Origin of the sequence: Kitasatospora sp. MMS16-BH015, from assembly GCF_002943525.1 — a bacterium.
GTDB lineage: Bacteria > Actinomycetota > Actinomycetes > Streptomycetales > Streptomycetaceae > Kitasatospora.
Genome location: NZ_CP025394.1, coordinates 3,578,714 through 3,599,683, shown reverse-complemented (window position 1 = coordinate 3,599,683; position 20,970 = coordinate 3,578,714). Strand labels below are relative to the sequence as shown.

The 20,970-nt window shown below is 71.4% G+C and carries 22 protein-coding genes; 13 read left to right on the top strand and 9 right to left on the bottom strand.

Annotated features, from left to right (window positions below; genetic code table 11):
• The first annotated feature begins 55 nt into the window (after positions 1 to 55).
• Positions 56 to 460, top strand: a complete 405-nt coding sequence (locus tag CFP65_RS15555; protein WP_104816662.1) for a hypothetical protein — start codon at positions 56 to 58, stop codon at positions 458 to 460.
• Between the two features lie 68 nt (positions 461 to 528).
• On the opposite strand, the gene CFP65_RS15550 is transcribed toward CFP65_RS15555, so the two are convergent.
• The 4 genes from CFP65_RS15550 to CFP65_RS15535 all read right to left on the bottom strand — a co-directional run bounded on the left by CFP65_RS15550 (position 529) and on the right by CFP65_RS15535 (position 4,712).
• Positions 529 to 1,956, bottom strand: a complete 1,428-nt coding sequence (locus CFP65_RS15550; RefSeq protein ID WP_104816661.1) for a PKD domain-containing protein — start codon at positions 1,954 to 1,956, stop codon at positions 529 to 531.
• Between the two features lie 156 nt (positions 1,957 to 2,112).
• Complete coding sequence (locus tag CFP65_RS15545; protein WP_104816660.1) at positions 2,113 to 2,310, bottom strand: acyl-CoA carboxylase epsilon subunit; 198 nt, start codon at positions 2,308 to 2,310, stop codon at positions 2,113 to 2,115.
• 69 nt (positions 2,311 to 2,379) lie between these two features.
• On the bottom strand, positions 2,380 to 3,981 hold the full coding sequence (locus tag CFP65_RS15540) for an acyl-CoA carboxylase subunit beta (RefSeq protein ID WP_104816659.1): 1,602 nt from the start codon (positions 3,979 to 3,981) through the stop codon (positions 2,380 to 2,382).
• A 446-nt stretch (positions 3,982 to 4,427) separates the two neighbouring features.
• Positions 4,428 to 4,712: a PLDc N-terminal domain-containing protein gene (locus tag CFP65_RS15535; protein WP_104816658.1), complete on the bottom strand. Its 285-nt coding sequence runs from the start codon at positions 4,710 to 4,712 to the stop codon at positions 4,428 to 4,430.
• A gap of 114 nt (positions 4,713 to 4,826) precedes the next feature.
• On the opposite strand from CFP65_RS15535, the gene CFP65_RS15530 reads away from it, so the two are divergent.
• The 5 genes from CFP65_RS15530 (at position 4,827) to CFP65_RS15510 (ending at position 9,301) form a co-directional block, all read left to right on the top strand.
• Entirely contained in the window at positions 4,827 to 6,284 is a 1,458-nt protein-coding gene (locus CFP65_RS15530) for a menaquinone biosynthesis decarboxylase (protein ID WP_104816657.1), read from the top strand.
• Entirely contained in the window at positions 6,281 to 7,177 is an 897-nt protein-coding gene (mqnP, locus tag CFP65_RS15525; RefSeq protein ID WP_174805538.1) for a menaquinone biosynthesis prenyltransferase MqnP, read from the top strand. Before CFP65_RS15530 ends, mqnP begins: the two co-directional genes overlap by 4 nt.
• A 101-nt stretch (positions 7,178 to 7,278) precedes the next feature.
• Positions 7,279 to 8,418 (top strand): acyltransferase, encoded by a 1,140-nt coding sequence (locus tag CFP65_RS15520; protein ID WP_104816655.1) that lies wholly within the window; start codon positions 7,279 to 7,281, stop codon positions 8,416 to 8,418.
• Between the two features lie 37 nt (positions 8,419 to 8,455).
• Positions 8,456 to 8,827, top strand: coding sequence for a VOC family protein (locus tag CFP65_RS15515; protein WP_104816654.1), 372 nt, complete (start codon positions 8,456 to 8,458; stop codon positions 8,825 to 8,827).
• A gap of 117 nt (positions 8,828 to 8,944) precedes the next feature.
• Positions 8,945 to 9,301, top strand: a complete 357-nt coding sequence (locus CFP65_RS15510) for a YciI family protein (RefSeq protein WP_104816653.1) — start codon at positions 8,945 to 8,947, stop codon at positions 9,299 to 9,301.
• 70 nt (positions 9,302 to 9,371) lie between these two features.
• Here CFP65_RS15510 and CFP65_RS15505 read toward each other — a convergent pair whose 3' ends face one another.
• Both CFP65_RS15505 and CFP65_RS15500 read right to left on the bottom strand, forming a co-directional pair.
• Positions 9,372 to 10,169 carry a DUF6551 family protein gene (locus CFP65_RS15505; protein WP_104816652.1) on the bottom strand — a complete coding sequence of 266 codons (798 nt, stop codon included), beginning with the start codon at positions 10,167 to 10,169 and terminating at the stop codon, positions 9,372 to 9,374.
• 64 nt (positions 10,170 to 10,233) lie between these two features.
• A complete protein-coding gene (locus CFP65_RS15500; RefSeq protein WP_104816651.1) occupies positions 10,234 to 11,118 on the bottom strand; it encodes a ParB N-terminal domain-containing protein in 885 nt (294 codons plus the stop codon).
• A 270-nt stretch (positions 11,119 to 11,388) separates the two neighbouring features.
• On the opposite strand from CFP65_RS15500, the gene CFP65_RS15495 reads away from it, so the two are divergent.
• Positions 11,389 to 12,636, top strand: a complete 1,248-nt coding sequence (locus tag CFP65_RS15495; RefSeq protein WP_254552405.1) for an RNA polymerase sigma factor — start codon at positions 11,389 to 11,391, stop codon at positions 12,634 to 12,636.
• Here the strand turns inward: CFP65_RS15495 and CFP65_RS15490 are convergent.
• On the bottom strand, positions 12,622 to 13,332 hold the full coding sequence (locus CFP65_RS15490) for an MOSC domain-containing protein (protein WP_104816649.1): 711 nt from the start codon (positions 13,330 to 13,332) through the stop codon (positions 12,622 to 12,624). The genes CFP65_RS15495 and CFP65_RS15490 overlap by 15 nt on opposite strands.
• 194 nt (positions 13,333 to 13,526) lie before the next feature.
• The gene (locus tag CFP65_RS15485) at positions 13,527 to 14,276 is read right to left on the bottom strand and encodes a cyclase family protein (RefSeq protein WP_104816648.1); all 750 of its coding nucleotides are present in this window, start codon (positions 14,274 to 14,276) and stop codon (positions 13,527 to 13,529) included.
• Positions 14,277 to 14,475: 199 nt separating this feature from the next.
• On the opposite strand from CFP65_RS15485, the gene CFP65_RS15480 reads away from it, so the two are divergent.
• The 6 genes from CFP65_RS15480 to CFP65_RS15455 all read left to right on the top strand — a co-directional run bounded on the left by CFP65_RS15480 (position 14,476) and on the right by CFP65_RS15455 (position 20,178).
• On the top strand, positions 14,476 to 15,132 hold the full coding sequence (locus CFP65_RS15480) for a UbiX family flavin prenyltransferase (protein ID WP_371682419.1): 657 nt from the start codon (positions 14,476 to 14,478) through the stop codon (positions 15,130 to 15,132).
• 120 nt (positions 15,133 to 15,252) lie between these two features.
• Positions 15,253 to 15,714, top strand: a complete 462-nt coding sequence (locus CFP65_RS15475; protein WP_104816647.1) for an Lrp/AsnC family transcriptional regulator — start codon at positions 15,253 to 15,255, stop codon at positions 15,712 to 15,714.
• Between the two features lie 4 nt (positions 15,715 to 15,718).
• Positions 15,719 to 16,681, top strand: a complete 963-nt coding sequence (locus tag CFP65_RS15470) for a threonine/serine dehydratase (protein ID WP_104816646.1) — start codon at positions 15,719 to 15,721, stop codon at positions 16,679 to 16,681.
• A gap of 67 nt (positions 16,682 to 16,748) precedes the next feature.
• Positions 16,749 to 17,912, top strand: coding sequence for an aminofutalosine synthase MqnE (gene mqnE, locus CFP65_RS15465; RefSeq protein ID WP_104820896.1), 1,164 nt, complete (start codon positions 16,749 to 16,751; stop codon positions 17,910 to 17,912).
• 283 nt (positions 17,913 to 18,195) lie between these two features.
• Positions 18,196 to 19,095 (top strand): L,D-transpeptidase family protein, encoded by a 900-nt coding sequence (locus CFP65_RS15460; RefSeq protein WP_104816645.1) that lies wholly within the window; start codon positions 18,196 to 18,198, stop codon positions 19,093 to 19,095.
• 141 nt (positions 19,096 to 19,236) lie between these two features.
• The gene (locus CFP65_RS15455; protein ID WP_104816644.1) at positions 19,237 to 20,178 is read left to right on the top strand and encodes a beta-ketoacyl-ACP synthase III; all 942 of its coding nucleotides are present in this window, start codon (positions 19,237 to 19,239) and stop codon (positions 20,176 to 20,178) included.
• Positions 20,179 to 20,328: 150 nt separating this feature from the next.
• On the opposite strand, the gene CFP65_RS15450 is transcribed toward CFP65_RS15455, so the two are convergent.
• Positions 20,329 to 20,970, bottom strand: a complete 642-nt coding sequence (locus tag CFP65_RS15450; RefSeq protein ID WP_104816643.1) for a TetR family transcriptional regulator — start codon at positions 20,968 to 20,970, stop codon at positions 20,329 to 20,331.

The following is a 20,970-nucleotide window of genomic DNA, read 5'->3' as shown; positions in this document are numbered from 1 at the left end:
GAGCACCTGTGCCGATGGTGGAGAAGCCGCGAAAGCCGCGAGGAAGGGCCGCGCGATGGAGTGCGACGAGGTCATGCTGACCGTCCGGATCACCGCGGGTGAGCGGGCGCTGCTGCGCAGGCTGGCGCAGGGTCACCGCAGCGACGTCTCGGAGGTGGTCGCCGACGGCCTCCTGGACGTGCTGCCGACGGTGGCCAGCACTGCCGACGCCTACCGCTTCCTGGCGGCCCTCACGCCGCCGGCCCCCTGCGCCCAGACCGTCTGGCTCCCGGCGGCCCTCTCCGACCTCCTGGTCCTGGCCGCCGCCCGGGTCGCCCAGGCCACCGGCGTCCGCCTCGGCTCGGCCAGCGCCGTCCTCGGCGCCGCCGTCCGCCTCTGGCTCAGCCAGGACCCGCAGCGGCTGGCCGCCAACCTCCACACCATGCACGAGGGCCGCTCGGCAGCCCTGACGGCGGCTTAGCGGCGCCTGGCGGACACCGGAAGGGCCCCTGGAGACCGGACGGTCTCCAGGGGCCCTTCGGGTGCTGCCTACTTGGTGAAGTAGCCGAAGAGGTCGGCGATCACCTGGGTGCTGCCGTTGAAGTTGTAGACGTCGAAGGCGCCGTTCGCGCCGAGCGGGGTGGTGACGTGGTTCGGCACGGTCTGGCCGGCCAGGAAGTTGAGGTTGCTGGTGGCCGGGCGCGTGGCCTTGTCGGCGAAGACGGTCAGGTAGCCGGGAGTGGTGGGCGCGGTGGCCGTCACGTTGAGCACGGCCCCGGTCGAGCCGGTGGGCACACCGGTCGGGACGGCGAGGGTGGCGCCGGGCCCGACCGGGGTGCCCTTGCCGGTGCGGGTGTCGACCAGGCGCTTGGGGGTGGTCGCGGTGAACTGCGCCCCGGCGCCGTGGCCGTAGTAGCCGAAGAGGTCGGCGATCACCTGGGTGCTGCCGCTGTGGTTGTAGACCCGGACCTTGCCGTCCTTGCCGATCGGCACGATCGCCTGGTTGGCGACGGTCTGGCCGGCGGTGAAGTTGAGGTTCGAGGTGCCGGGGCGGTCGGTGCCGCTCGGGTAGGCGGTGAGGTAGCTCGGTGCGTCGGAGCCGGTGGTGGTCACGTTCAGCACGGCGGCGGTGGCGTCGGCCGGCACGCCGTTGACCCCGGCCACCTGGATCGCCACCTCGCCGTCCGGCCCGACCCGGTGGCTCGTGCGGGTGTCCAGGAGGCGGGTGGGGGCCTGGGCGGTGAAGTAGTCGCCCCGGTACGCGTAGACGCCGAACTCGTCCACCACGACGTCGGCCGAACCGGCCTTGTTGTAGACGGTCACGCTGCCGTCGGCGCTGACCGGGACGGTGACCAGGTTCGGCACCACCTGCTTCGGCCCGAAGTTGACGTTCGAGGTGGCCGGTCGCGGGCTGCCGGCCGGGTAGGCCGTCAGGAAGCTGGCGCCGTTGTTGTCCACGGCGGTGACGTTGAGCACCACGGCGGTCGGCCGGATCGGGGTCGTCGCGGTCGGGACCGACGGCACCTTGAAGGTGACGGTCTGGTCGGCGCCGAGCGCGTGGTGGCCGGCCTGCCGGGTGTCGAGCAGCCGGCTCGGCGGCACGGGCGTGTAGGTCGTCGGGCGGTAGGAGGCAGGGATGACCTGGGAGTAGTGCCCGGTGTGGCCGTCCTTGTCCGTGGCGGTGAAGGTGACGGTGTAGTTGCCCTCGCTGGTGTAGGCGTGGGTGGCCGAGTGCTGGTCGGTGACGTCCAGCACGGTGCCGTCGCCGAAGTCGAGGGTCTTCTTGACGATCGGCGACGGGCTGGTGGCGTCGAATCCGACGCCGTATTCGAGCGGCCCGTCGGTGCTGCCTATCCCCATGGAGGCGAAGACGGGGTCTGCCTCGGCGGAGGCCGCCACGGCGGCGGGGAGCGGCAGGCCGATCCCGAGGGTGATGACGGTGGCGGTCGCGAGACCGGCCAGGTGGCGCAGGCGCACGGTTGGGATCCCCTGGTGACGAAGTGAGTGGACGGTACTTCGTCCCGTCAGACCGCCTTGATTGCGGGAAGGTTGTACGGCCTCCGCATCGAAACGCCGAACGGCCACCCCCTGGGGAGGGGGTGGCCGTTCGGGTGCCGCCGGGCGGCAGGGGCGTTACGCCGCCTGCTGCCAGCTGACGGGGGAGTAGTAGGCCGGGCGGCGCTCCAGGCGCTGCCAGCGGGCGATGGGCTCGATCACGGTGGCCGCGGCGGCGGCCTGGCCGGCGGCGGCGCGGGCCAGCAGGACGGCGGTGAGGGCGGCCAGCTCCTCGTCGTTCAGCGAGCCGCGGGTGATCTTGATGTCAGCGGTCATGGTGTGGGTTTCTCCCCCGGTGCGAGATGGATTCGGCTGGCAGGAGCCTGGTGCTGGGTGGAGACCTGACTACATCGGCGGGTTGCCGTGCTTGCGGCTGGGCAGGTCGGCGTGCTTGGTGCGGAGCATGGCGAGCGAGGAGGCGAGCACGGCGCGGGTCTCGGCCGGGTCGATCACGTCGTCCACGAGGCCGCGCTCGGCCGCGTAGTACGGGTGCATCAGCTCGCTCTTGTACTCCTTGATCTTCTGCGCCCGGGTGGCCTCCGGGTCCTCGGAGCCGGCGATGTCCCGGCGGAAGATCACGTTGGCGGCGCCCTCGGCGCCCATCACCGCGATCTCGTTGGTGGGCCAGGCGAAGGACAGGTCCGCGCCGATGGAGCGCGAGTCCATCACGATGTACGCGCCGCCGTAGGCCTTGCGCAGGATCAGCTGGATCCGCGGCACGGTGGCGTTGCAGTACGCGTAGAGCAGCTTGGCGCCGTGGCGGATGATGCCGTCGTGCTCCTGGTCGACGCCGGGCAGGAAGCCGGGCACGTCGAGCATGGTGACCAGCGGGATGTTGAAGGCGTCGCACATCTGCACGAAGCGCGCGGCCTTCTCGGAGGCGTTGATGTCCAGCACGCCGGCCAGCGACTGGGGCTGGTTGGCGATGATGCCGGTGACGTGGCCGTCGATCCGGGCCAGCACGCACAGCACGTTGGTGGCCCAGCGCTCGTGGACCTCGAGGTACTCGCCGTGGTCGACGATCTCCTCGATGACCTTGCGCATGTCGTAGGGGCGGTTGCCGTCGGCCGGCACCAGGTCGAGCAGCGAGTCGTTGCGGCGCTCGACCGGGTCGTCGGTGGGGACGGCCGGGGGCATCTCGCGGTTGTTCTGCGGGAGCAGGGAGAGGAGGTAGCGGACCTCCTCGATGCAGGACTGCTCGTCGTCGTAGGCGAAGTGGGAGACGCCGGAGACGCCGGAGTGGACGTCGGCGCCGCCGAGGCCGTTCTGGGTGATCTTCTCGCCGGTGACGGCCTGGACGACGTCGGGGCCGGTGATGAACATCTGTGAGGTCTCGCGGACCATGAAGATGAAGTCGGTGAGCGCCGGGGAGTAGGCGGCGCCGCCGGCGCAGGGGCCGAGCATGACGGAGATCTGGGGGATGACGCCGGAGGCGCGGGTGTTGCGCTGGAAGATGCCGCCGTAGCCGGCCAGCGCGGTGACGCCCTCCTGGATGCGGGCGCCGGCGCCGTCGTTCAGCGACACCAGGGGTGCGCCGGCGGCGATGGCCATGTCCATGATCTTGTGGATCTTCTGGGCGTGGGCCTCGCCGAGGGCGCCGCCGAAGATCCGGAAGTCGTGGGCGTAGGTGAAGACGGTGCGGCCGTGGACGGTGCCCCAGCCGACGATGACGCCGTCGGTGTGGGGCTTCTTGGCCTCCAGGCCGAAGCCGGTGGCGCGGTGGCGGCGCAGCGGCTCGATCTCGTGGAAGGAGCCTTCGTCGAGGAGGAGCTCGATCCGCTCGCGGGCGGTGAGCTTGCCCTTGGCGTGCTGGGCTTCGGTGGCCTTCTCGCTGGGGCCGCGCCGGACCTTGTCCCGAAGGTCCCGCAGCTCGGCGACCCGCCCGTGCGCGTCGGCCGGGATCTCGGGGATCTCGTCGCCGACCTGCGCCTCGTGCAGAACCGTCATGTCGAACCACTCCAAGTCTGTGGGAACTGTCCGGCGGCCGACCTGCTGGGGCGGTGGCTGCTGCAGCGAACACTTCTTCACTTACGACACTACGAGGGAGCACACCCCGATTTCGGCGTCGATTTCGTACAAGGTCGAGCCCCAGAACATGTAAGGGCCTGACAGAAGGCGTACGGGCACGAGCCGCGATCGGGGCGTGATCGGCCCTCAGCACACCGCGCTTCAGGCGCGCCGGGGGTTTCGCTGTAGTCGCAGGTCAGACGGGTGGCGCGGCGGCGTGTCGAGGGCGCGCCGCCGTGGCGCGCGCCGGGGGCGACGGGCCGTCCGGGGTGAACGGCACGTGACGGGTTTGAGGCGCGGACTCGTAGGGATGCGCCAAACGCCCGGCTCGGCGGCGCGGCCGGGGCGGCGGCGGCCCGCTCGGGGCGGCCGGGGCCCGCCGGGGGTCAGGGCTTCTCGGGGTCGTCCTGCTCGCGCAGCCTGTGGTCGAGGGAGGCGAGGAACTCGGGGTTGTCGTCCGGGGCCACCATCGGCCCGGCCGCGGCCCTGGGCCGACGGCGGCGGCCGGCCACCACCCAGGCCACCGAACCGACCAGCGGGAAGAGCAGCACCACGATCACCCAGACCACCTTCGGCAGGTGCCGGACCTCGCGCTCGGGGGTGGTCACGCAGTCGATGAAGGCCCAGATCCAGAGGGCGATGACGAGCAGCGACGGCAGGATCCTCAGCACGGCGACGGTCTCCCCGGAGTGGACGGTGCGGGCGGGCCCCAGGCTAGCCGTTCGAGCCCCCCGAGCGTGCCCCGCGTGCGTGCTCCGGGCCGCGCGTATCGGATACTGACACGCATGGCATACGACGATCTCCGCTCATTCCTCCGGGCCCTCGAGCGTGAGGGCGACCTCAGGCGGATCAAGGCCGAGGTCGACCCCTATCTGGAGATCGGCGAGATCGTCGACCGCGTCCAGAAGGCCAAGGGACCGGCGCTGCTCTTCGAGAACGTCAAGGGCTGCTCCGTCCCGCTGGCGATGAACGTGTTCGGCACCGAGCGCCGGCTGGCCAAGGCGCTCGGCCTCAAGTCGCCGGACGACATCGCGGAGAAGATCGCCGGTCTGCTCAAGCCGGAGCTGCCGCAGGGCTTCACCGGCTTCCGGGACGCCTTCGGCAAGCTCTCCTCGATGGCGCACGTGCCGCCGAAGAACGTGAAGTCCGGCGACGCGCCCGTCCAGGAGGTCGTGCTCACCGGTGAGGACGTCGACCTGGACGACCTGCCGGCCCTCTTCACCTGGCCGCTGGACGGCGGGTCCTTCTTCAACCTGGGCCTGACCCACACCAAGGACCCGGACACCGGCATCCGCAACCTCGGTCTGTACCGCCTGCAGCGGCACGACAGGCGGACCATCGGCATGCACTGGCAGATCCACAAGGACAGCCGCAACCACTACGCGGTGGCCGCCAAGCGCGGCGAGAAGCTCCCGGTCGCGATCGCCTTCGGCTGCCCGCCGGCCGTCACCTACGCGGCCACCGCGCCGCTGCCGGGCGACATCGACGAGTACCTGTTCGCCGGGTTCGTCGCGGGCGAGCGGGTGCGGATGGTGGACTGCAAGACCGTGCCGCTCCAGGTGCCCGCCGACGCCGAGGTGGTGCTGGAGGGCTGGCTGGAGCCGGGCGAGATGCTGCCGGAGGGGCCGTTCGGCGACCACACCGGCTTCTACACCCCGCAGGAGCCCTTCCCGGCGCTGACCATCGACTGCGTCACCATGCGCAAGCGGCCCCTGCTCCAGTCGATCGTGGTCGGCCGCCCGCCGACCGAGGACGGCCCGCTGGGCAAGTTCACCGAGCGGTTCTTCCTGCCGCTGCTGAAGATCATCATCCCGGACATCGTCGACTACGACCTGCCCGAGGCCGGCGGCTTCCACAACTGCGTGATCGTCTCGATCGACAAGAAGTACCCCAAGCACGCCCAGAAGGTGATGCACGCCATCTGGGGCGCCCACATGATGTCGCTGACCAAGCTGATCATCGTGGTGGACGCGGACTGCGACGTCCACGACTACCAGGAGGTCGCCTGGCGGGCGCTGGGCAACACCGACTACAGCCGCGACCTCACCGTGGTCGAGGGCCCGGTCGACCACCTCGACCACGCCTCCTACCAGCAGTTCTGGGGCGGCAAGGCGGGCATCGACGCCACCCGCAAGCTCCCCGAGGAGGGCTACACCCGGGACGGCGGCTGGCCCGAGATGGTCTCCTCCGACCCGGCCACCGCCACCCTCGTCGACCGCCGCTGGAAGGAGTACGGACTGTGAGCACCGCTGCCGCCGTCACCCCGGGCCCGGCCAAGGCCTTCCTCAGACTCGTCATGATCGAGCACTCGGTCTTCGCCCTCCCCTTCGCGTACATCGCCGCGCTGACCGCGATGTACCTGGACGACAAGCGGGTGCACTGGGCCCAGCTGCTGATCGTCACCGTCTGCATGGTCGGCCTGCGCACCTTCGCGATGGCCGCCAACCGGATCATCGACCGCGAGATCGACGCCCGGAACCCGCGCACCGCCGGCCGCGAGCTGGTCACCGGCGCGGTCTCGCTGCGCACCGCGTACGTCGGCTCGGCGATCGCCCTGCTGGTCTTCCTCGGGGCCGCCGCGCTGCTCAACCCGCTCTGCCTGGCGCTGGCGCCGGTCGCGGTGGTGCCGATGGTGGTCTACCCGTACGGCAAGCGCTTCACCGACTTCCCGCACGCGATCCTGGGCGTGGCCCAGGCGATGGGCCCGATCGGGGCCTGGCTGGCCGTCACCGGCAGCTGGTCCTGGGAGGCCGTGGTGCTCGGTCTGGCGGTCGGCGTCTGGATCGGCGGCTTCGACCTGATCTTCGGCTGCCAGGACGTGGCGGCCGACCGCGCCGAGGGCGTCCGCTCGGTGCCGGCCCGGTTCGGCATCGCCGGGGCGCTGTACGGCGCCCGGGTCTGCCACGTGATCACCACCGGGCTGCTGGTCTGGTACGGCGTCCTCACCGGGGCCGGTGCGGCCTTCTGGGTGGGCATCGCCGTGGTGGTCGGGGCCTTCCTCTACGAGCACTCGATCGTCAAGCCCGGCGACCTCTCCCGGCTCAACCGGGCCTTCTTCACCACCAACGGCTTCGTCGGGGTCTCGCTCTTCCTCTGCACGCTGCTCGACCTGGTGATCCGCGGCCTGGGAGTCTGACACCCGGTCAGGCCGTCCGTATAAGGAGATCCTAGGATCGCGGACGGACCTGGCCGGCCTCCCACCACCCGTCGGCCGGGCCGTCGACGTGGGGGAGACACGTGCACACCGCTGAGGCCGTCCGCCTGCCAGCCGCCGGACCGACGGCGGGGCCGGCCCGGCCGGGACGGCGGCTCGATTCGCTGACCGGGCTCCGGATGTTCGCCGCCGGGCTGATCTTCGTCTACCACTTCGCGAACGAGGACACCTTCTTCGGCACCCGGGAGAGCCGGGACACGGTCTGGCAGCTCACCTACGGCGGGGTCTCGGCCGTCTCGTTCTTCTACCTGCTCTCCGGCTTCGTGCTCGCCTGGTCGGCCCGGCCGGGCGAGCGCAAGGGCCGGTTCTGGTGGCGGCGGTTCGCCAAGATATACCCGAGCCACCTGGCCACCTTCCTGCTCGCGCTGGCCTTCTACCTCTGGGTGGGCGGGCAGCTGCGGCTGCCGGTGGCCCTCGCCAACCTGACGCTCACCCAGGCCTGGGTGCCGAACTCCCGCGAGTACTGGTTCGGCTTCAACGGGGTCTCCTGGTCGCTCAGCTGCGAGGCGTTCTTCTACCTCTGCTTCCCGTTCGCCCTCGCGCTGGTCCGCCGGCTCTCGCCCCGGGGCCGCTGGGGCGTGGTGCTGGGCGGCAACGCCTTCGTCCTGCTCCTCCCGCCGGTGCTGGGGTGGCTCGACCTGATGCCGGCGGTCAAGCCCAGCTACCCCGTCTACATGCTCCCGGCCACCCGGCTGGTCGAGTTCACGATCGGCGTGGCGCTGGCCCTGCTGGTCAAGGAGGGCCACTGGCGCGGCCCCGGCCTCACGGTCAGCTCCGCCCTCGCGCTGGTCGCCCTGCTCTGGGGCGTGCACCACCTGCCCGAGCCGATGCACTACGCGGCCGCCACGATCGTCCCGTACACGCTGCTGGTCGCCGCCGCCGGGCGGGCCGACTCGCGCGGCACCCGCTCGGTCTTCCGCCAACGCCACCTGGTCTACCTCGGCGAGGCCTCCTTCGCCTTCTACCTGGTGCACGAGCTGGTGATGGTCACCGGCAACGAGGTCTTCCGGCACCACCCGCCGATCGCCACCGTGCCGAACCTGGTCGCGGTCTTCTCGGTCTCCCTGGTCGGGGCCTTCGCGCTGCACGAGTTCGTCGAGAAGCCCTGCCAGCGGCTGCTCACCCGCCGCCGCGGTGCCCGACCGGCGGCCCCGGGCGTGTGAGGGCCCTCCGGCGGGCTGCGCTGCCTATCCTGGAAGGGTGATCGGCAGACTGCAGTGCGTGGTTCTCGACTGTCACTACCCGGCGGGGCTGGCGCACTTCTACGCCGCCCTGCTCGGGGGCGAGGTGGACCGGCCCGACCCGCGCTGGTCGCTGGACACCGAATGGTCCACGGTGCACGCGCCCGGCGGCCTGGTGCTCGGCTTCCAGCGGGTCGAGGACTTCCGCCCGCCGCGCTGGCCCGACCCGGCGCACCCGCAGCAGCTCCACCTCGACCTGGAGGTGGACGACCTGGACGCGGCGGAGGCGCGGGTACTGGAGCTCGGGGCCGTCCGCAAGGACGCGGAGACCGACTTCCGGGTCTACGTGGACCCGGCGGGCCACCCGTTCTGCCTGGTCAGGGCCCGGTAGGCCGGGTCGGCGGAAAGTTTTCCGGATTTCTTCGGCGGAGCTGTCGATCCGGCCCGTCCCCGTTCGACACACAGGTGAGAGCGGGGGCAGGCCCCGCTCCCCGACCGAGGAGTCACCATGCCGCGCTTCCTTTCGATGATCCGGATCGACGAGAGCCAGCTGCCCCCGAAGGACTTCCCCGCCGACTTCGAGCAGAAGATGGGCGCCCTCCTGGAGGAGATCACCAAGGCCGGCGTCATGCTCGACACGGCCGGTCTCACCCCCACCGCCCAGGCCACCCGGATCACCTGGTCCGAGGGCAGGCTCGCCTACACCGACGGCCCCTTCACCGAGACCAAGGAGGTCGTCGGCGGGTACGCCATCATGCAGTGCAAGGACAAGGCCGAGGCCCTGGAGTGGACCAACCGCTTCCTCGCCATCCACCCGGCCGAGTGGACGGTGGCCGCCGAGCTCCGCGAGATCGCCGAAGGCTGAGCTTCGCAGCGCACGCCTGAAGGCCCGCTGATGACATCAGCGGGCCTTCAGGCGCGATCATGGGTCAGGCTCAGGGCTTCTCCTGGCCGGGATCCCGGCGCGAACCGCGGGAGTTCCACGTCTCCAGCCGGGAGGAGCGCCCTCGCCTGCCGGAGTTGTAAATCCCCCTGATGACTTGATCGACGCCTTCGGTCACCTTGCAGCCCATGGCGTCGCGCAGCCCGCGTCCCTTGCCGAGGATGCTGGACGGTCCACCGCCGTGGGCCGCCAGCTTCCGGATCAGGGTGGCGTGGTCGATCTCCGCCTCCGTCTCGCCGTTCAGGACCGATGCCAGCCCGAGCAGCAAGTGTGCGTTCACCCCCTCAGGGGAGTACCCCCAGGACTCCGACACGATCCTGAGGACATCTCGTAGGGTCGTGCCCGGGGTTTCGGCGCTTGACCGGTAGACGGTCGAGAGGGCGGCGACGGCGTGAATGGCATTGGGGGCCCCACCGTCGGAGATCGTCCACCCCTGGTCGGTCGCGATGCCGACGATCTCCACCGCCTCCGGCCGGCCTGCGGTGTACTCGGCCATGAACCGGTAGATGGGCGCGACGCGCCGGTTGTCGTTGAGGCCCAGGAATAACTCGGCTTCCTGCTCCAGGCTCAAGCCGCGGAACACTTTCATGTTGACGGCTTTTTCGTCATGCCCTGCGGCTCGGCAGAGAGCGCCACGGTTCTGGCCGTCCAACCAGACGTAGGTGCCGTCCAGGCGTGCCGAGACACTCGGGACTCCGATCCGCTCCGGATCGAATCCCTCCCGGAGCTTCCGGGCGACCCAGGAGCGGTCGACCGGTCTGGTGTTCACCCTCCCGTCGGTCTTGACCATGTTCGGCGGGATCAGCTCGAAGGCCGTTGTACGTCCGGAATCCGCTGGCACCGGGTATGACTCGTCAGGCAATCTCTGCTCCCTTGATCAGCTCATCGAGCTTCAGCAGGACGTGTCGTGCGTCCCGGATCTCGCGCCGTAGGTAGGTGCGTTCGGTCTTGGACAGTGGTCCGATCTCGGTGAAGCGGGCGATTCCGACACAGGCGCCGGAGATCGTGTCCACTGCCCGCCTGATCTCGGCCGCCGACCGCCTTGTGGAGGTGGCGCCGGAAGAGCCGGCCTGCCGCTCACGTGGGAGCGTCGGCAGGTAGGGCGCAGCCTTCTTGACCTTGACGGCAATATGGTCGAGCGAGATGGGGATGTCGCCACCGTGAAGCAAGATGTTGTGCAGATCCTCGATCATCTTGGCCGACGATCGGCCGGCGAAATCGAAGTCGACGGCGTCCAGCATCAGATCGAGCACCTGCTGCGCGCGCTGGCTCTCCCCGGTCGGGTCGGAGTCGCCCAGGCGGGTCTTGAAGAAGGTCGACCGAATTCTCCAGTACGAGCGGGAGGGCATTCCCACTGCGGGGCCCGTGTAGGCGTCGTACGAGAAATCCTTTTGCGGGATGTCCGCCGGTCGTGGCAACGCGTGCAGCCTGATGGCCAATCGCAGGCGTTCCATGACTGTCATCGGGACGATGCATTCGGCGGTCGTTGCGAGCGTGTGCTCCTGTAGCACGGCTGATGCCTCGACGACATCCTCGGCTCTCAAGCAGGGGACGGACTCCAGGCCCAGTGCCGCACATGCCGCCCGGCGCCGGTGGCCGCTCAGGATCGTCATGTCCGCATCCACCAGGATGGGCTCCTTGATGCCTTTCTTTAAGATCGATGCTGAAAGTGGCTCCAGGTCATCCAGTGAATCCCGCGCCGACCCGGCCGTTCCCAGGTCGGCGACCAGAATATTCATATGGATCAATGATGCACCCCCTTGTCGTCAACGAACTCCCCCGTCGTCACTCACAAGGGGGACATTATCCGAGGCTCATGCTGGCGCACAAATGAACCAGTTGATCAGTCGCATGGGCAGACACAACTGTTCGGTTTTCCCCTGCATCGCGCGTCTGGTCGTCAAACTTGACTGAAAGTGTCATTTTTTGAACGATTTAATGCGTCATGATTCGGCGCGGCGGGGCGATGACGCCAGGTGTTGACACAGTCCAGCCGGACAATGGTGGGCGTGACGGAGCCAAGCGCAGCAGTCGAAGCCGTGTTCAGGATCGAGTCGCCGAAGATCATCGCGGTGGTCACCCGGACCGTCCGGGATGTCGGGATCGCCGAGGAGCTGGCGCAGGACGCGCTGGTCGCGGCCCTGGAGCAGTGGCCGCGCGACGGGGTGCCGGCCAACCCGGCCGGCTGGCTGATGAGCACGGCCAAGCACCGGGCCGTCGACCTGGTCCGCCGCAAGGAGACCTACGCCCGCAAGCTGGCCGAGGTCGGCCGCACCCTCGTCGAGGCGGTGCCGCCCCCGGAGCCCGCCGACCCCGAGTCCATCGACGACGACCTGCTCCGGCTGATCTTCACGGCCTGCCACCCGGTGCTCTCCACCGAGGGCCGGATCGCCCTGACGCTCCGGCTGCTCGGCGGCCTGACCACCGAGGAGATCGCCCGGGCCTGCCTGGCCGCCGAGCCGACGGTGGCCCAGCGGATCGTCCGGGCCAAGCGGGCCCTGGCCAAGGCCGACGTGCCGTACGAGGTGCCGTACGGGGCCGACCGGGCGGCCCGGCTCTCCTCCGTCCTGGAGGTCATCTACCTGATCTTCAACGAGGGGTACTCGGCCACCGCCGGGGACGACTGGCTGCGGCCCGCGCTCTGCGAGGACGCGCTGCGGCTGGCCCGGGTGCTGGCCGGCCTGATGCCGGCCGAGGCCGAGGTGCACGGCCTGGCCGCCCTGCTCGAGATCCAGGCGTCCAGGGCCTCGGCCCGCACCGGCCCCGACGGCGAGCCGGTGCTGCTCGCCGACCAGGACCGCACCCGCTGGGACCGCCTGCTCGTCCACCGCGGCTACGCCGCCCTGGCCCGCGCCACCGCCCTCGGCGCGCCGCTCGGCCCGTACGGGCTGCAGGCCGCCATCGCCGCCTGCCACGCCCGGGCCGTCACCTACCAGGACACCGACTGGCCCACCATCCTCGCGCTCTACGACCGCCTCGCGGCCCTCACCCCGTCCCCCGTGGTCGCCCTCAACCGCGCCGTGGCCGTCTCGATGACCGAGGGCCCGGCCGCCGCCCTCGCTCTGGTCGACGCCCTGGCCCCGGCCCTGGCGGGCTACCACCTGCTGCCGAGCCTGCGCGCCGACCTCCTCACCCGGCTCGACCGCCCCGCCGAGGCCCGCGTCGAACTCGAACGCGCCGCGGCCCTGGCCGGCAACGCCCGCGAGCGGCAGTTGCTGCTGCGGCGGGCGGCGGAGCTGGGGTCAGACCAGGCGTAGCTCGTCGCCGACCGAGAGGCGGCCGGGGTGGGTGACCTCGGCCAGGGCGTCGAGGCGGTTGTCGTGGTGGGTGGCGATGGTGCGGAGGATCTCGGGGGCGTGCGGGAGGCCGGGCTGGGGGGCGCCGGTCATGGCGCAGCGTTCGCTGGCGCGGAGGAAGTGCAGGGTGAGGCCGGTGCGGGTGGTGGCGGGGTGGCCGCACCAGGTGTCTTCGGTGAAGGGCGGGGTGCCGGGCGGGGTGCGGAGCAGGAGGTTGGGGCGGAAGCGGCGTTCGTCGATGACGGTGGCGGGCAGGACGCTGCGGAGCCAGCCGAGGGTGGCGGTGGTGAGGACGGAGACCGGGAGCTGGTCGAAGTGGGAGACGGCGTCCTCGCGGGCCAGCTCGACGTCCTCCCGGCCGAGGTAGGCGCGGAGGAAGGCGGTCGGATCGGCGACCGGGCTGCCGAGGGGGTCGAGCAGGACGGGGGCGTCCAGGCGGTGGCCGAGGCGGGCGGAGAGGCGGAGCAGGCCGTCCATCCGGCGGAAGCGGCGGGTGGTCTTGCCGGAGCCGAACCTGCCCTCGCCGTCGCGGACGGCGTACAGCCGGTCGCCGGCCAGGCCGCGCGGGTCGACCTCCACGGAGTCGAGCCGTTCGCCGCCGGTGGATTTGACCGGGTAGCGCCAGATCCGCTCGACCACCCCGATGATCTCTCCCATGGAGCGAGGGTAGCGGCGGCCCCAGACTTGGTCTAGACCTATGCCCGTCGCGGCAGCTGAGGCCCGGTCAGCCGGCCACGCGGGCCCGGCCGGTCGGCCCCGGACGCGGGTCGGTCGGCCGCGCGAGCCGTTCGGTCGGCCGCAGGCGTGGGTCGGTCGGCCCCGGACGCGGGTCGGTCGGCCGCAGGCCGGGGTCAGTCGGCCGCGAGGGTGGCCACGGCTCGGACCGGGGCGCCGTCGGCCGCCACCAGGCGGAGCGGGAAGAGCGAGACGGAGACGCCCCGGCCGGCGGCCTGGGCGTCGAGCAGTGGGGTCAGGTCGGTGAGGTTCTCCGCGACCACCGCGCCGCCCGGCGCGCCGAGCAGGGCCCGGTGGGCGGCCAGCGAGAACGGCTCGGCGGCGGCCGGGTCGTGTTCGTCGGTCAGGTCGGCCAGCAGGGCCGCCACCCCGGGGTCGGCCGGGCCCGGGTCGGGGGTGCGGTCGATGTTGAGGGCGTCCATGCCGACGGTGCGCACGCCCGCCGCCGCGATGGCGGCGGCCGCCTCGGGGGAGAGGTAGGGGTGGGCGAGGTAGTGGTCGGTGCCCCAGTGCCGGGCCCAGCCGGTGGCGAGCAGCAGCACCGCCCCCGGGGTGAGCAGGTCCAGGGCCGGAGCCAGCTGATCGGGGGTCACCGCCGTCCGCGGCGCCAGGCCGCGCAGGTCGGCGAGCACGGCCGGCCCGGTGAAGAGCGAGAGCGGCAGCCCGTCCAGGGTCGGCCAGGTGACGTCCACGTGGTACGGCGCATCCACGTGGGTGCCGGACTGCGAGCCCAGGTGCAGCGCCAGCACGTTGACCCCGGCGGTGGCCGTGGTGAGGGCGGGTTCGAGCAGCACTTCGGGGTCGCCCGGGTAGACGGGCATGCCGGAGGTCACGGGGTGCGTGAGGTCGAGCAGCGTCGGCGCCATGGGCCCATCCTGCCGCGCGGCACCCGCTCCGCGACAGCCGCCGAGCCCAGCCCGGGCCCCGCCGCAGGCCCGGGCCCGCTCTGCGGCAGCCGCCGAGCCCGGCACGAACCCCGCCGCAGGCCCAGTACGGGCCCCGCCGCAGGCCCGGCCCGCCGCGCCGGAGCGGGCCGCACCCGGTCTCCGGGTGAAGATGGACCGCATGGACAGCGAACAGACCACACCCCCACACCCCCGCCGGCCCTGGGTGGTCGGGGTCTCCGGGGCGTCGGGGACCCCGTACGCGGCCTCGGTCATCCGTGCCCTGCTGGCGGCGGGGGAGGCGGTGGACCTGGTGGTCAGCCGGGCCGCGCGGCTGACCATCCTGGACGAGACCGGGATCTCCTTCCGGGACGGGCACTGGGAGCAGGACCTCCGGGAGTGGATCGGGGCCACCGACCTGAGCGGCGTCCGCTACTGGCCGGCCGGCGACTTCGCGGCCGGCCCCTCCAGCGGCTCGTACCCGGCGAAGGGGATGCTGATCGTGCCGGCCAGCACCGGCTCGGTGGCCGGGGTGGCGCTGGGCCTGAGCAAGGACCTGCTGCAGCGGGTGGCCAGCGTCACGCTCAAGGAGCGGCGCCCGCTGGTGGTGTGCGTCCGCGAGACCCCCCTCAATGGGGTGACGTTGAAGCACCTGGTCGAGCTGGACGCGCAGGGCGCGGTGGTGCTCCCGGCCTCGCCCGGGTTCTACGCGGGGGGCTCGACCGCCCGCGAGCTGGTGGACTTCGTGGCCGGGCGGGTGCTGGACGCGGTCGGGGTGCCGCACGCTCTGTACCGGCGCTGGGAGGGCGAGTTGGGCGCGGGAGGCAAGGTCGCGTAAGCCGGGCCGTTACGGGAGAGTATGTTCTCTGTGATATCCGGGTCGATCCGCGCATGACGCCTTCGAATCCGGATACTGATCTGTGGGTCTGGTGAGGTTCGGAAGGACGCGGGCGGATATATGGACACGGTGGACAGGCAGCTCATCCAGGCGCTGAGGGAGAACGGGCGCGCGTCGTACGCCGAACTCGGCCGCCTCGTCGGGTTGTCGGGCCCCAGCGTCACGGACCGGATCAACCGGTTGGAGCAGGCCGGGGTGATCACCGGCTACCGCGCGACGGTCAACCCGGCCACGCTCGGCTTCGGCGTCACCGCCCTGATCGGCCTTCAGCTGACCGACGCGGCCGACCACGAGGACGTCGCGCACCGGCTCAAGGAGCTCGGGGAGGTCGAGGATTGCTGGTTCATCGCGGGCGACGACTCGTACATGCTCAAGGTGCGGGTCTCCAACGTCGAGGGCCTGGAGTCGGTGGTCAAGCGGCTCTCCGGCACCAAGGGCGTGGCCCGCACCCGCACCACGGTCGTCCTCTCCACCAAGTGGGAGAACCGAGTGAGCGACCTTCCGACGGCCGAAGGGGAGTGACGCGTTGGCACTGATCGGTGTCGAGGAACTGCGCGCGGCCCAGCGGCGGATCGCCGGGGTCGCGGTACGGACGCCGCTGCTGCCCTGCCCCTGGGCGGCGGACGGCAAGCGGCGGCTCTGGCTCAAGCCGGAGAGCCTGCAACCGACCGGGGCCTTCAAACTGCGCGGCGCCTACAACCGGCTGGCCGCGCTGAGCGAGGCCGAGCGGGCCCGGGGCGTGGTGGCGCAGTCCAGCGGCAACCACGCCCAGGCGGTGGCATACGCCGCCGGGCTGCTCGGCATCAAGGCCGTGATCGTGATGCCGAGCACCTCCCCGGCGACGAAGGTCGAGGCCACCCGGGCCTACGGCGCCGAGGTGATCCTGGTGCCCCCGGCCGAGCGGGACGTGCTGCCGGCCCAGCTGGCCGCCGAGCAGGGGTACGTCTGGGTGCCGCCCTACGACGACCCGTACGTGATCGCCGGTCAGGGCACCGTCGGCCTGGAGATCGGCGAGGACGCGCCGGACGAGCTGGACACCGTGCTGGTGCCGGTCAGCGGCGGCGGGCTGATCTCCGGCACGGCCGCCGCGCTCAAGCTGACCTGCCCGGGCGTGCGGGTGATCGGGGTCGAGCCCGAGCTGGCCGCCGACGCCCGGGCCAGCCTGCGGGCCGGCGAGCGGATCAGCTGGCCGGTGGCCGACACCTACCGGACCATCGCCGACGGGCTGCGCACCACCTCGGTGGGCGAGCTGCCCTTCCAGCACCTGCTGGCCTACGTGGACGACATCGTCACCGTCTCCGAGCAGGAGATCCGCGACACCGTCGCCGTGCTGGCCCGGCGCGGGCGGCTGGTGGCCGAGCCCTCCGGGGCGGTGGCCACGGCCGCGTACCTGCACCGGGGCGAGGAGCTGGACGGCCGCTGCTTCGCCGCGGTGGTCAGCGGCGGCAACCTGGCGCCGGAGCTGCTGGCGGAGCTGCTCGCCGGGTAGGCGTAGGCTCGGTGCGGTCAGACGGCACGGTGAAATCGGCATGGTGAATGAGGAGGCGGGCAACCGCATGGACGCAGGGCTGAAGCGCGAGCTCGAGGCGAAGGTCCACTCGGGTGAGCGGCTGACCCGCGAGGACGGCATCGCCCTCTACGAGAGCGACGACCTGGCCTGGCTGGGCGGCCTGGCGCACCTCGTGCGGACGCGGAAGAACGGCGACGTCGTCCACTTCAACGTCAACCGCCACCTCAACATGACCAACGTCTGCGCGGCCTCCTGCGCGTACTGCTCGTTCCAGCGCAAGCCGGGCGAGAAGGACGCGTACACCATGCGGATCGAGGAGGCCGTCCGCCTGGCCAAGACGATGGAGAGCGAGTCGCTCACCGAGCTGCACATCGTCAACGGCCTGCACCCGACGCTGCCCTGGCGCTACTACCCGCGCTCCCTGCGCGAGCTCAAGGCCGCCCTGCCGAACGTCTCGCTCAAGGCCTTCACCGCCACCGAGATCCACTGGTTCGAGAAGATCAGCGGGCTGAGCGCCGGCGAGATCCTGGACGAGCTGATCGACGCCGGCCTGGAGTCGCTGACCGGCGGCGGCGCCGAGATCTTCGACTGGGAGGTGCGCCAGCACATCGTCGACCACGAGACCCACTGGGAGGACTGGTCGCGGATCCACCGCCTGGCGCACGAGAAGGGGCTCAAGACCCCCTGCACCATGCTCTACGGCCACATCGAGGAGCCCCGCCACCGGGTCGACCACGTGCTGCGGCTGCGCGAGCTCCAGGACGAGACCGGCGGCTTCCAGGTCTTCATCCCGCTGCGCTACCAGCACGACTTCCACGACTCCAAGGACGGCATCGTCCGCAACAAGCTGATGGCCCGCACCGAGATGGCCACCGGCGCCGAGGCGCTGAAGACCTTCGCGGTCTCCCGGCTGCTCTTCGACAACGTGCCGCACGTCAAGGTCTTCTGGGTCATGCACGGCGTCACCACCGCCCAGCTGGCGCTCAGCCACGGCGCCGACGACATGGACGGCTCGGTGGTCGAGTACAAGATCACCCACGACGCCGACAACTTCGGCACCCCGAACAAGCTCGGCCGCGACGACCTGCTCGGCCTGATCCGCGACGCGGGCTTCCGCCCGGTGGAGCGGAACACCCGCTACGAGATCATCCGCGAGTACGAGGGCCCGGACCTGAACCGCCGGGAGACCCCGCAGGCCATGCGCCTCTGACGGCAGGTACGCCGCAGGTACGAGAGAGGCCCCCGGACGCCGTCCGGGGGCCTCTCCGCCGTTCACGGCACCGATCGGAACCGGACGATCCCCGGCACCCCGGTACCCGGCGGTAGCTGACCGGCCGTCGCACCCCCGCTGTGGGCGGGCCCACACAACCGCGGGGCCGCCCACCTGCGTCCTTCCTGGTGGTCGGCGTTCATGTGACGGAACGCGTATGCTCACAGGCTCACCACACGCCACGGGTTCCGCAGGGGCCGGTGGTTTTGGAAGGATCGTCGGTATGTCCGGTACTCGCCGTGCCCCAAGCCAGCGTCGCCGTCAGGCTGCCCCGGAGACCGCCGCCCCCGCCGGGCACCGAGGACGCCGCCGCAAGCCGCCGAAGCGGCGGGCCGGCAAGGTGATGGGCAGCACGGCGCTGCTGCTGGCCGCCGCCGCGAGCTGGTTCACCGTCGGCCCGGGCCGGGGCACCACCTCCGCCGTGACCGCCGCCGGCGTACCGGACCAGCCGGCCCCGAGCGGGTCGGCCACGCCGGACCAGCCGAGCCACACCGACCCGCCGGCCGCCGACCGTTCGGCCCGCACCCCCGCCGCCCTCAACGCGATACCCGGCCTCGGCCCGGCCTTCGCCGCCAAGATCCCGGCCGGCACCAACCAGGTGCTGCTCGCCTCCGGCCACGGCAAGGACTCCTCGGACGCCACCGTGACCCTGTGGACCCGCAACGGCTCCGGCTGGACGGCCGGCACCAGCTGGCCGGCCCACAACGCGTACAAGGGCTGGACGGAGGACCACGCCTCCGGCGACCTGCGCAGCCCGATCGGCGTCTTCGCGCTCACCGACGCCGGCGGCCGCAAGCCCGACCCGGGCAGCCGACTGCCCTACAGCCAGGACGACGCCTTCGTGATGGGCGGCACCGGCTTCAACAACGAGCCGCTGGCCGGCTCCTTCGACTACGTGGTCGCGATCAACTACAACCGGGTGCCCGGCAACTCCCCGCTGGACTCCCGGCAGCCCGAGGGCGCGGCCAAGGGCGGCGGCATCTGGCTGCACGTGGACCACGGCGGCCCCACCCACGGCTGCGTCTCGCTGACCGAGGACCACATGGCCGAGCTGATCAGGCAGCTCGACCCGGCCGCCCACCCCGTGATAGCCATGGGTGACGCCGCCTCGCTGGCCACCTGACACCCAGCGGTTTCCCCCGGACCATACAGCCGGCGCCCCTTGGGGCACACGGGCCGTTGTCCGCCTCCTACAGCTTCCGGGCCCGGACCTTGTGCCAGGGCGTCACCAGCCGACTCGCCGGTAACCGGGTTGAGTGGCTGTATGACCGCCTCCCGCATCGTGGCGCTCGGCCACTACCAGCCGCCCAAGGTCCTCACCAATGACGACCTGGCGAAGCTGGTCGACACCGACGACGAGTGGATCCGCAGTCGGGTCGGCATCCGCACCCGGCACATCGCGGTCGACGAGACCCTGGTCGACCTCGCCACCGAGGCCGCGCAGAAAGCGCTGGCCCACAGCGGCCGCCACGCCCAGGAGATCGACCTGGTCGTGGTCGCCACCTGCACCGCGATCGAGCGCAGCCCGAACACCGCGGCCGCCGTGGCGGCCCGGCTCGGGGTGCCCAGCCCGGCCGCGTACGACATCAACACCGTCTGCTCCGGCTTCTCCTACGCGCTGGCCTCGGCCGACCACGCGATCCGCGCGGGCGCGGCGACCCGGGCCCTGGTGATCGGCGCCGAGCGGATGTCCGACACCCTGGACTGGACCGACCGCACCACCTGCGTGATCTTCGGCGACGGCGCCGGGGCGGCGGTGGTGGAGGCGGTGCCGGACGACCAGGCCGGGATCGGCCCGGTGGTCTGGGGTTCCGAGCCGGAGAAGGGCGACGCCGTGGTGATCACGGGCTGGGACCCGACGATCAGCCAGGCCGGCCAGACCGTGTTCCGCTGGGCCACCACCAAGATCGCCCCACTGGCCCGGGAGACCTGCCACAAGGCCGGGATCGACCCCAGCGAGCTCAAGGGCTTCGTGCCGCACCAGGCCAACCTGCGGATCATCGACGCGATCGCCAACAAGCTCGGCGCCCCGAACGCGGTGATCGCCCGCGACGTGGTCGAATCCGGCAACACCTCGGCCGCCTCCATCCCGCTCGCGCTCAGCAAGCTGGTCGAGCGCGGCGAGCTCGAATCCGGTGACCCGGTGCTGCTCTTCGGCTTCGGCGGCGGGCTCGCCTACGCCGGCCAGGTCATCCGCTGCCCGTAGTCCTCCGCGGGGAAGGGCCTCCGCGGGGGAAGTCCTCCCCGGGGGAAACGCAGTCAGCCAGTTGCGCGTGGGCGCAACTGGCTGGTGGCGTCGGCGGACCTCCCCCGAGGCACGGCCGATGCCGCTGCGGGCTTGGCAGGTGAGGTCTGGTTACTTGGGCGGCTTCTTTCCGGTGACACCCAGGTAGACCTGGAGCGCCAGGTTGGGCTTGAGGTCCTTGACCTTCACGCCCCAGGAGGTGAACGCCTTCGAGTGCTCGGCGGCGGAGGCCAGCAACGAGACCAGCGAACCGGCGATGGCGGCCGGCTCCACGGTCTTGTCGGTCTTGCCCTGGTTGCCCCGCACCGCTTCGGTGAGCGGGGCCACGACCGAGTTGAGGACCTTCATGCGGATCTTGAAGAACCGCTTGTCCCCTTCGGCCGCACCGAGAGTGACCACTCGGAGAATGGCGTCGTTCTTGCGCCAGAAGGCGAGGAATCCGTCCACCAGTTCTTCCGAAGTGGCGAAGCCGGTCTTTCCCGCCCAGGACTTTCCATCGACGAGCTCTTTGAGCCCGCCGCTGTCCTCGGCCATTTCCTCGGCGATCTCAAGGACGGCGCCCTCGACATCGGGGAAGTACTGGTAGAAGGTCGCGGGGGAGGTACCCGCCATACGGGCGACGTCGATGACCTTGACGTCCCGGTACGGCGACGTGCTGAGCATCTCGCGGAGGCAGTCGAGCAGCTTCTGCCGCGTCTCCTGTCCGCGTCGCCCGGCGACGCGACCGTCGACGGTGCGAACTTGTCCTGTCAT

Bases quoted from the DNA above. Each gene is read 5' to 3' on its own strand.
- CFP65_RS15555 (WP_104816662.1), top strand. From the start codon at position 56: ATGGAGTGCGACGAGGTCATGCTGACCGTCCGGATCACCGCGGGTGAG.
- CFP65_RS15545 (WP_104816660.1), bottom strand. From the start codon at position 2,310: ATGACCGCTGACATCAAGATCACCCGCGGCTCGCTGAACGACGAGGAG.
- CFP65_RS15540 (WP_104816659.1), bottom strand. From the start codon at position 3,981: ATGACGGTTCTGCACGAGGCGCAGGTCGGCGACGAGATCCCCGAGATC.
- CFP65_RS15530 (WP_104816657.1), top strand. From the start codon at position 4,827: ATGGCATACGACGATCTCCGCTCATTCCTCCGGGCCCTCGAGCGTGAG.
- CFP65_RS15510 (WP_104816653.1), top strand. From the start codon at position 8,945: ATGCCGCGCTTCCTTTCGATGATCCGGATCGACGAGAGCCAGCTGCCC.
- CFP65_RS15505 (WP_104816652.1), bottom strand. From the start codon at position 10,169: ATGGTCAAGACCGACGGGAGGGTGAACACCAGACCGGTCGACCGCTCC.
- CFP65_RS15500 (WP_104816651.1), bottom strand. From the start codon at position 11,118: ATGAATATTCTGGTCGCCGACCTGGGAACGGCCGGGTCGGCGCGGGAT.
- CFP65_RS15490 (WP_104816649.1), bottom strand. From the start codon at position 13,332: ATGGGAGAGATCATCGGGGTGGTCGAGCGGATCTGGCGCTACCCGGTC.
- CFP65_RS15485 (WP_104816648.1), bottom strand. From the start codon at position 14,276: ATGGCGCCGACGCTGCTCGACCTCACGCACCCCGTGACCTCCGGCATG.
- CFP65_RS15480 (WP_371682419.1), top strand. From the start codon at position 14,476: ATGGACAGCGAACAGACCACACCCCCACACCCCCGCCGGCCCTGGGTG.
- CFP65_RS15475 (WP_104816647.1), top strand. From the start codon at position 15,253: ATGGACACGGTGGACAGGCAGCTCATCCAGGCGCTGAGGGAGAACGGG.
- mqnE (WP_104820896.1), top strand. From the start codon at position 16,749: ATGGACGCAGGGCTGAAGCGCGAGCTCGAGGCGAAGGTCCACTCGGGT.
- CFP65_RS15460 (WP_104816645.1), top strand. From the start codon at position 18,196: ATGTCCGGTACTCGCCGTGCCCCAAGCCAGCGTCGCCGTCAGGCTGCC.
- CFP65_RS15455 (WP_104816644.1), top strand. From the start codon at position 19,237: ATGACCGCCTCCCGCATCGTGGCGCTCGGCCACTACCAGCCGCCCAAG.
- CFP65_RS15450 (WP_104816643.1), bottom strand. From the start codon at position 20,970: ATGACAGGACAAGTTCGCACCGTCGACGGTCGCGTCGCCGGGCGACGC.